The following is an 8,414-nucleotide window of genomic DNA, read 5'->3' on the forward strand; positions in this document are numbered from 1 at the left end:
TTCGCTAAACTCAAAGAAAATCGACGCTTAGCATTACGATTTGAGAAATCCGATCTCTCTTTCCTTGCCTTTATAGCTTTAGCATCTATTAAATACAACCTTTGTTAACAGTGCCTACAGAAACACCATATTTCCGGCTAAGATCCCATCACCTTTTTGTATTGTATACATATATCTTAACTCCCCCCTTAGTGTATGTGAGAATCCCCCATCCTGCTTGCCCAGATCTATTTGCGGTATGTACATTAATTTTGCATGACGTTCTAATTCTCCCTTTATCTTGAGCTGATCTAACATATTAGCACCCAGTGACATTGCGGTGTCACGCGCAATATCACTTATAGATTTCGCGCAGGAATCAGATTTAAGACAAGTAGCTACGTCATACTCAAAACGATGTACATAGGATGAATAGCTAAACCCAAAATCTTCTTGATCACAGCTTTTAAATGCCGTGTATTGCTTGAAGTGATTGTCTGAATGAAATGGCTTCTTATTTTTTAAGTCTTGGAAAACTTCATCAAATTGACCATGCTTATTATTTTCTTGCATCCAAGGTAAACTTACATCACCTTTCATTAACTTATCTATCCAAGTGTGCCTAAATTCCTCATCAAGGCCTGGCAGATTTACAGGGAAACCGAAGGTAATTTTCTGTTTTAATATATTCACTATTCATACTCATCGGGTCCCCATTGAGCTTCATTTTATCAACGGTGATTTGATGTGTAGGGATTATAAAATTGAATCCCAGCTCTTTTTCTATAATATGTTTGGCTATGGTGTTACTATTTTGCGCCAAGCAGTGATGCGCCTGGAAATGCTACTTTATAGTCATATTTAACTATATCCATCCATGATTTAAAACTTCTCACATCTTTCATGCGCTCAGATAACTGAGATTCTGACATCTTTCCTGCATAAGCATGTGGAAAAATTTTTTCATAATTTTCATTAACATAATCAACATGACCTTTTTTATAAGGCTCTATTGTAACCTCTATGTCTTGAGTAAGTTCCTTAAAATTAGCCTCAGAGCCATCTTTATTTTTAGCAGCAGGCCCACATGCAAATTGGCTCTCCCTCATCCCGATCTTTAATAAGTATAAAAGCATGCTGAGGAATATTAGGGTTTTGTTTAAAAGGTGCCAAGCCTCTTGTATAAATATAGACATCAAATTGTTTTTCTGTTGTATTATTCATAAAAATTTACCTAAACAAACTTATAGAAATTCCATAATCATACAAAATATCTACAATAAAAATTCTTTGCATTTTCCAAAACAGCAACTGCAAAAATTCTATCTTGTGCATCAAAAAATAATTCAATAGTGTATGAAGTAAGAGGATTTCCACGAAACCAGTTGTGCATATAATACATATAGCAGCTGCCCTCATATATATCCTCATAGTCCTTGTAGTTTGGTATACTTCTCTCGTAGGCAGATAAGTCGCTGCGTCCATGACCAGTAGGTTCGCTTGACCTGTGCATATCCAAGACCCCAACTTTCTCAAGTTCAGGCATCACCTCATTTATATTTTTCCCTATATAACGCCCCTTCAAAAACTCCAAAATTTCCTTTTCTGTCTTAAATGCCTCAAACCTAAAAGGTTGCGGCTTCACAGCATCGTATAATTCAGGGCCGACGTTTAAAATAAAAAGAAGAGCGATGATTGACCATAAAAGGTACTTAAAGAAGGATTTATTATCTAAATATTCACTCATAGTGGCATAAGAGACATAGCTCAAAACTTTATATGATAGAAATATTGCTCATTAAACTTAAATTAATTAGCGGATACGTATCTACATAATAAAATATTATTATGCAATCTAAATTATCTAGGTATATAAGCTAGTTAGTTGGTCAAAATTTTCATATATCCTTAACTATTTCAAAATTTTGGCTAAAGACAACTCTTAGTCACAAACAACTTTTGGTTGAAAAAACAATTTTACACATGCTAATCTATGACTTGCTTGTGTTTTTTATTTTCAGATATGCCTTCGAATCGAATCTCAGTTGATGATTACATACAATTGATGACATTTTTCATTTCGACTATTGTAATAATGTTCTTCATATCACACCCAGCTTTTGCAGCAGATATGGATCTAAAGAATGATGGTGTAAGTAAAACTCTATGCTATGCTAAAAAGTATCTTACTTCTGGCCCAGTAAGAATCATAATAAGTATTATCATAATATTTATCGCATTTTTGGCTTTTGTAGGTAAGGTTACCATTACCACATTTTTAACATGCTCAGCCGGTACCGCCTCAGCCTTCTCTTCAGATACTATAATAGGATACTTTATTGATGGTGGTAAAGCGACATTTAATTTATGTGATACTATAACAGCATAAGCTAATTATGCTGCTTATCTAATTTTAAATGTGCTTGTTGATTATTAATTATCAGTTAGTGTTTTTGAATAGATATCAATATGATAGAGCTGTAATCGCGCTATATCGCAGATTTGCTAAAGTATATGAATTTTTGCTAAAAAGATTATGTAACATACTCATTAAAGAAACATATACATTCAAGCATTTTGAAAATTAGCTATAAAAAAGACTTTCAATATAAGAAAGTAGCTTAGAGGCTTTTAATATAAACAATGGCATATTTTTTCAATATTAATTATGGGATTTATAAAATTATATAGCTTAAGTGGCAAAGCTTAAGATATTCCCTAAGAAATGTTTGCCTCTTTTTGTACTTAACATAACTTTGTAAGCCTTTAGCTCTTTCGCGTATCTGCTGTTTTTATAAACTAATTTGTTTTGCAATCCTGTATAGTATGCTACTATTACCCACTGAGTTATTTGAAGAGTTTTCTGTTGTTGGGTAGTTTTGAGAAATTGGTACTTAACCCTCCAGGTGAAGTAGTATCTGATCTGTTAGAGGCTAGAGAACTTTTATATTCTATAGTCCCTGATGCTGGTGATTCGCTATTAAATGAAGTAGCTGTTCATATAAGTAAGGCTTGTGGAAAAGGGATAAGACCAATGCTAAGTATAGCATGCTCAAGAATTTTGTTTGATCATTATGTGCATGAATCAATTCTTCTTGCCGCAGCTGTAGAATTAATACATATTGCAACTCTTTTACACGATGATGTTATAGATTCCGCCTCAGAACGAAGGGGTATAAGGACCGTCAATAGTCTATGGGGTAATAAAATTAGTATCCTCTTAGGAGATTATATATTTAGCAATGCATTTAAGCTAATGGTAAAAACCGGTAATCTGAATATCCTTAAACTACTTTCTGATACATCTGAGAAACTATCTAAGTCTGAGATTGATCAAATTGAATATAATAATAAAGGTGTTATAAACGAGGAGGCATATTTTAACGTAATAAATGGCAAAACAGCCTCTTTATTTTCTGCGGCCTGCCATGCCCCATCTCTACTTAAAGATAGTAGTATGTTATCTAATTCATTGGCACTGTATGGAGAATGCTTTGGTATAATATATCAAGTAACAGATGATCTTCTAGATTATCTTGGTTATGATACTGGAAAAAAACAAGGAGCTGATTTTTCCGAAGGGAAGCTTACGCTTCCTTTAATTAGGTTGATACATTGCGCAGATAAAAGAGAGGCTAAGCTTATAACTGAGAATATTGGTGAAAAAAATAGCGATAGCTCATTTTTTGAGTGGCTACGCAATTTATTCATAAAATATGAGATTCAAAAGCAAATATCTAAGGATATTGAAAAATATCTAGATATTGCTATAGATGCTGTAACAACATTTGGTAAGTCGGATTACAGGGATTTTTTAGTAGACCTCGTACGTCTCCTTTATAAAAGGGAAACTTAATTTATATAGCAACTAGTTTAAAATAATATTTAAAACCATATTCTAAGTATTTTAACTATCTTATTTGCAAGATCTCTGATTTTAGATTACAACTCTTGAAACTTGCAGATTCTATTAGTAGACCGATTAATGTTCTCATCTATATTTGGCTTCTTTTCTTCTAACATGGCAATAGACCTTGGTACAGCGAATACGCTTGTATATGTTCCTGGCAAGGGTATAGTGCTGAAAGAACCGTCTGTTATAGCATTATTAAATCATAAAGGTAGCATGATTCCTTATGCGTTTGGTCATGAAGCAAAGATGATGTTAGGTAGAACTCCATCAGAAATTAGTGCAATCAGGCCACTCAAAGATGGAGTTATCGCAGATTTCAAGGCTGCAGAAGAAATGATAAAGCATTTTATATCATCTGTTCATCAAAGAAGGAGTTTTTTTGCAAGACCTACTATTATAGTTTGTGTTCCATATGGAGCTACGGCAGTTGAGAAAAGGGCAATATTTGATTCTGTTGAAAGCGCAGGAGCAAGAGAGGTTTATCTTATTGAGGAACCTATGGCGGCCGCTGTTGGGGCGGGGCTACCGATTACGGAACCATACGGCTCTATGATTGTTGATATAGGCGGTGGCACCACAGAAGTTGGGATAATATCGCTCGGTGGGATTGTTATAGCAAAATCAGTTAGAGTTGGTGGTGATATCATGGATGAAGCCATCATATCTTATACAAGAAGGTACCATAACCTACTTATTGGGGAATCAACAGCTGAGCACATAAAAAAAGAGATTGGTGCCGCATTTTCACCTGTTGAAGAGCCAAAGAGTCTGACAGTAAGGGGTAGGGATCTTGTAAATGGAGTGCCAAAAGAGATAGTTTTGACATCGAATAACATAGCAGAAAGTATAAGTGAGGCTATAAGCCAGATCGTTCATACAGTGAAAGATTTATTGGAAACAGCGCCACCTGAGCTATCATCTGATATAGTGGAAAGGGGAATAGTTCTTACTGGCGGAGGTGCTTTGATACATGGAATAGATAAAGTATTGCAGGAAGCAACTGGAATTAATGCGTATATATCCAAAGACCCATTAAGTTGCGTTGCTATTGGTGCTGGCAAGGTTCTTGAGAATTTTTCTGCACTTGGACATGTGGTTTTAAAAAGGGATTAATTTATTAATTATGAATTTAAAAAAATATAAAAATGCCGTTTTATTTATACCTCTAGGTGGGGCTGGTGAAATAGGCATGAACCTAAATGTATATATATGTAATGAAAGAATACTTATAGTGGATATAGGTATAGGCTTTGCAGATGAACGCTTTCCAGGAATTGATATCATTATCCCTGATATATCATTTTTAAGGGAATATAGAGAAAATATAGATGGCGTGGTTCTAACTCATGCTCATGAAGACCATATAGGTGGGTGTCCTTATATCCTTGATGAGCTCTGTGCTCCTGTATATACAACAAAATTTACAGCCGCCGTATTGCGCGCCAAGCTTCGCGAACATGGTATGGATAAAGAAATCTCTATAAACGAAGTTGAGAAAAATTCTTCATTTATGATAGGTGAAGAATTTGAAATTGAGATGGTACATATAACGCATTCTGTACCTGAAAATAATGGCGTATTGATAAAAACAAGAGCTGGAAACATATTCCATACCGGTGATTGGAAATTTGATGAAATGCCTGCTTTTGGAAGCGCATCCAATTATGATAGGCTGATTTCTATCGGAAAAGATGGAGTTTTAGCCATGGTCTGTGATTCAACAAATATTTTTGAAGAAGATGAGGTAAGGTCAGAAAGTTTACTTAGAGATTCGTTAATAAATATAATATCATCTATAAATGAAGGATTGATTGCTGTCACAACTTTTGCATCTAATATCGCAAGATTAATTTCAATATATGAGGCAGCTAAAAAAGCAAATAGACAAGTTGTATTAATTGGTAGGGCGTTATGGCGTATGTACAATGCAGCAAAAGAGGTGGGGTTTTTAGATGAAAGTTCCAAGTTTCTTGATATAGAAGAAGCCGGCGATTTTCAAAAGCAGAATCTGCTTATAGTATGCACGGGGTGCCAGGGTGAGCCATTAGCAGCAACAAATAAATTGGCAAATGATGAATTTAAGAATATATCACTCACCTCTGGTGATACGGCCATCTTCTCTTCTAAGATTATACCTGGTAATGAAAAAAGGATCTTTGCACTCTTTAACAAATTTTGTGATAAAGGGGTTAAGGTTATTACTGAAAAAAATAATTTTGTTCATCTATCCGGCCACCCCTCTAAAAGAGAGGTTAAAGAAATGTATGGTATGATAAAACCTAAGATAGCAATACCTGTACATGGAGAAGCTATTCACATTGCAGAGCATGCCAATATTGCAGAAAAATTGGGATGCGAGTATTCGTTTAAAGTAAAAAATGGTGATGTGGTATTATTAAATGAGGAACCATATAAATTAGGGCGTGTTCAGTCCGGGTATTCATTAATTGATGGTAACTCAATACTGGGTGAAAACAGTGCCGTGATAAAAGAAAGAAAAAAGATGATGTTCTCCGGTGTAATATTTGTTTCTCTTTTTATAATCAAGGGAAGTGCAGTTTACACTATAGATGCCCCAGGCCTTTTTGATGAAGAAGTCAATAAAGATGTATTAAAGATGGTTAAGAACAGGGTCAATCAAATAATTTTGGAAGCCGGTTCCTCTTTGAAGAATAAGGTAAAAAGTGTAGAGCGCTCTATAATCTCATCTTTAAAAAAATTAGTAAAGAATGAATTGGGGAAACAACCACTTATTATCTGCTCATCCAAGATGATGTAAGTGTATTGATATGTAATTCCTGCAGTAACCATTTATAGCCATGCTTTTTGATATGTTAATTAGTGGATGCTCTGCTGCAGGCCGTTGTTTCATGGCTAGCATTTGATCTTCCACATCTTTGATATAGTTATTTGAGTTGAATTAGCATAGCTAAAGCGATATAAAATGATTACATAAACAGTAATTTTGCTATACTTAACTCAATGATAACTAAAGTATTTTCAAAGTTAGCTATATCACTCTTTTATGGCGATTTAGCTATATGCCGATTATAGCTCATTAATTTTTCTGCCACCAATCCTTACTAAGTGGCGTACCACTTTTGACCATCGAACTCCATACTACTGGTTTATCTTGCATATTACTACTTGCATCTTTTTCTTTTGCCGCATCCTCAAAAGGAGGCATATCATATACTATAACTCTATCTGTTATGGCTATAATTTTATTTCTCTGTTGTTCAATAGCGATGATAAAATCATCTTCTTTAATTCCAATAAAGTTGGGCTGTACCCATAGAGTATGATAAGTTTTCGTGCCAGCTATATTTATATAGGCTGTAGGTGGTAAAAATTCTACGGTATAACATTTTAAACATGATAGCTTACTTATACCCATATACCCACTTAGATCTTTATCACCCCTTTTATATATTACCTCATCTAAAATTCTCTGCATGCATATTACTTTTAGGATGTAATAAGAGAGGATCTTCCTGTATATAAGAAGCTAAAGCCTTGTTATTTTCCACCTCATTAACAAGGTTGTGTATAAATTTTTTTACTTCTTCTAAAAAATTATATTTAGAACGTAACTCCACTAATTGATTCCAAATTTTCTTTTCATAATCTAAATAAGCCTGCGCTGCTTGCTTTTTTTCCTCTATAGATACATTTGAATCCCTTAAACTATTAAGCGCATTATTGGCTAATTTTAGATGGCTTGCATAAGTTTCTGCCACACCAAAACTTATGGCTCTTTTTTTCTATATATAGTATTTCTGCTTCGAAAAACTTTATGGATTCTTCAATAAATCCATCATCTTGTTTGAGTCTATCCTCTATAGCCTAGATATAGATTCTAAAAGTTGTGAATTGGTAGTATCTAAAGGTTTCCTATTATTCTTTTTATCTAATTTAAACGATAAATAAATCTTAAGTATTTCTGCCTCTTTTTCTTCCCTACTTTTCATACCTCTTAGCTCTTGTATTACAGCGCTTATTACTGCTTGAGTATTCTGTAAATTTCCATCATGATTCTTACCTACAAGAAGCTTACCTTCATGTGCAAAAACTGCAGCACAGCAGTTGTACATGAAAAGATTATAGCAAGCGCATCAAGCCCTATATCAAAACCACTCCTGCTAACCTTTATACACTTCATATATTATAAATCCTAGAAATCAGAAATAAAAGAAAGAGCTTAATTATTTGCTACTTATTCCCTTGAGAATTACTTGCTTCTCGCTCTCCTTCAATTTTTTTGACTATTTAATAAATCCATCTAGCACATCTTGGTGAAACTCTGAAAAATCTAAGAAAAAGAACTTGTATATCTAATCCGTCATAAAATGTCATGTCATATATGTGTTAAATAGTTCGTCAATAGAGCATTGATTTGCGCGTCGTATTTGTTTAGCTTGAGCCCATTTTTTCTCTATAGGATTGAGGTTTGGAGAATATGGAGGTAGATAAAGCAAGGTATGGCCCGCATTTGCTATGAGCTTTTGCATATCTTTGCCCT

General features: G+C 34.3%; 11 protein-coding genes. 4 read left to right on the forward strand and 7 right to left on the reverse strand.

The genetic code is table 11. The annotated features are described in order from the left end of the window. Positions 1 to 114: 114 nt before the first annotated feature. From Cyrtocomes_RS04080 to Cyrtocomes_RS04090, 3 genes are all read right to left on the reverse strand, one after another. Positions 115 to 672, reverse strand: a complete 558-nt coding sequence (locus Cyrtocomes_RS04080; protein WP_322497929.1) for a hypothetical protein — start codon at positions 670 to 672, stop codon at positions 115 to 117. 116 nt (positions 673 to 788) lie between these two features. After that, on the reverse strand, positions 789 to 1,088 hold the full coding sequence (locus Cyrtocomes_RS04085; protein ID WP_322497930.1) for a hypothetical protein: 300 nt from the start codon (positions 1,086 to 1,088) through the stop codon (positions 789 to 791). A 152-nt stretch (positions 1,089 to 1,240) separates the two neighbouring features. Beyond that, the gene (locus tag Cyrtocomes_RS04090) at positions 1,241 to 1,726 is read right to left on the reverse strand and encodes a hypothetical protein (RefSeq protein ID WP_322497931.1); all 486 of its coding nucleotides are present in this window, start codon (positions 1,724 to 1,726) and stop codon (positions 1,241 to 1,243) included. 276 nt (positions 1,727 to 2,002) lie between these two features. Here Cyrtocomes_RS04090 and Cyrtocomes_RS04095 point away from each other — a divergent pair, with 276 nt between their 5' ends. The 4 genes from Cyrtocomes_RS04095 (at position 2,003) to Cyrtocomes_RS04110 (ending at position 6,671) form a co-directional block, all read left to right on the forward strand. Continuing rightward, positions 2,003 to 2,368, forward strand: coding sequence for a TrbC/VirB2 family protein (locus tag Cyrtocomes_RS04095; RefSeq protein WP_322497932.1), 366 nt, complete (start codon positions 2,003 to 2,005; stop codon positions 2,366 to 2,368). Between the two features lie 477 nt (positions 2,369 to 2,845). Beyond that, positions 2,846 to 3,835 (forward strand): polyprenyl synthetase family protein, encoded by a 990-nt coding sequence (locus tag Cyrtocomes_RS04100; protein ID WP_322497933.1) that lies wholly within the window; start codon positions 2,846 to 2,848, stop codon positions 3,833 to 3,835. Positions 3,836 to 3,964: 129 nt separating this feature from the next. Continuing rightward, positions 3,965 to 5,005, forward strand: coding sequence for a rod shape-determining protein (locus Cyrtocomes_RS04105; protein WP_322497938.1), 1,041 nt, complete (start codon positions 3,965 to 3,967; stop codon positions 5,003 to 5,005). 10 nt (positions 5,006 to 5,015) lie between these two features. Next, entirely contained in the window at positions 5,016 to 6,671 is a 1,656-nt protein-coding gene (locus Cyrtocomes_RS04110; RefSeq protein WP_322497934.1) for a ribonuclease J, read from the forward strand. A 279-nt stretch (positions 6,672 to 6,950) separates the two neighbouring features. Here Cyrtocomes_RS04110 and Cyrtocomes_RS04115 read toward each other — a convergent pair whose 3' ends face one another. From Cyrtocomes_RS04115 to Cyrtocomes_RS04130, 4 genes are all read right to left on the reverse strand, one after another. Continuing rightward, the gene (locus Cyrtocomes_RS04115; protein ID WP_322497935.1) at positions 6,951 to 7,349 is read right to left on the reverse strand and encodes a hypothetical protein; all 399 of its coding nucleotides are present in this window, start codon (positions 7,347 to 7,349) and stop codon (positions 6,951 to 6,953) included. Then, the gene (locus tag Cyrtocomes_RS04120; protein WP_322497936.1) at positions 7,330 to 7,632 is read right to left on the reverse strand and encodes a hypothetical protein; all 303 of its coding nucleotides are present in this window, start codon (positions 7,630 to 7,632) and stop codon (positions 7,330 to 7,332) included. The genes Cyrtocomes_RS04115 and Cyrtocomes_RS04120 overlap by 20 nt, the downstream gene beginning before the upstream one ends. A 99-nt stretch (positions 7,633 to 7,731) precedes the next feature. After that, complete coding sequence (locus Cyrtocomes_RS04125; protein ID WP_322497937.1) at positions 7,732 to 7,986, reverse strand: hypothetical protein; 255 nt, start codon at positions 7,984 to 7,986, stop codon at positions 7,732 to 7,734. Positions 7,987 to 8,244: 258 nt separating this feature from the next. Beyond that, the gene (locus Cyrtocomes_RS04130; protein WP_322497939.1) at positions 8,245 to 8,403 is read right to left on the reverse strand and encodes a transposase; all 159 of its coding nucleotides are present in this window, start codon (positions 8,401 to 8,403) and stop codon (positions 8,245 to 8,247) included. Positions 8,404 to 8,414 lie beyond the last annotated feature (11 nt).

The sequence above is a fragment of the Candidatus Cyrtobacter comes genome, from assembly GCF_034470605.1.
Taxonomy (GTDB): domain Bacteria; phylum Pseudomonadota; class Alphaproteobacteria; order Rickettsiales; family Midichloriaceae; genus Cyrtobacter; species Cyrtobacter comes.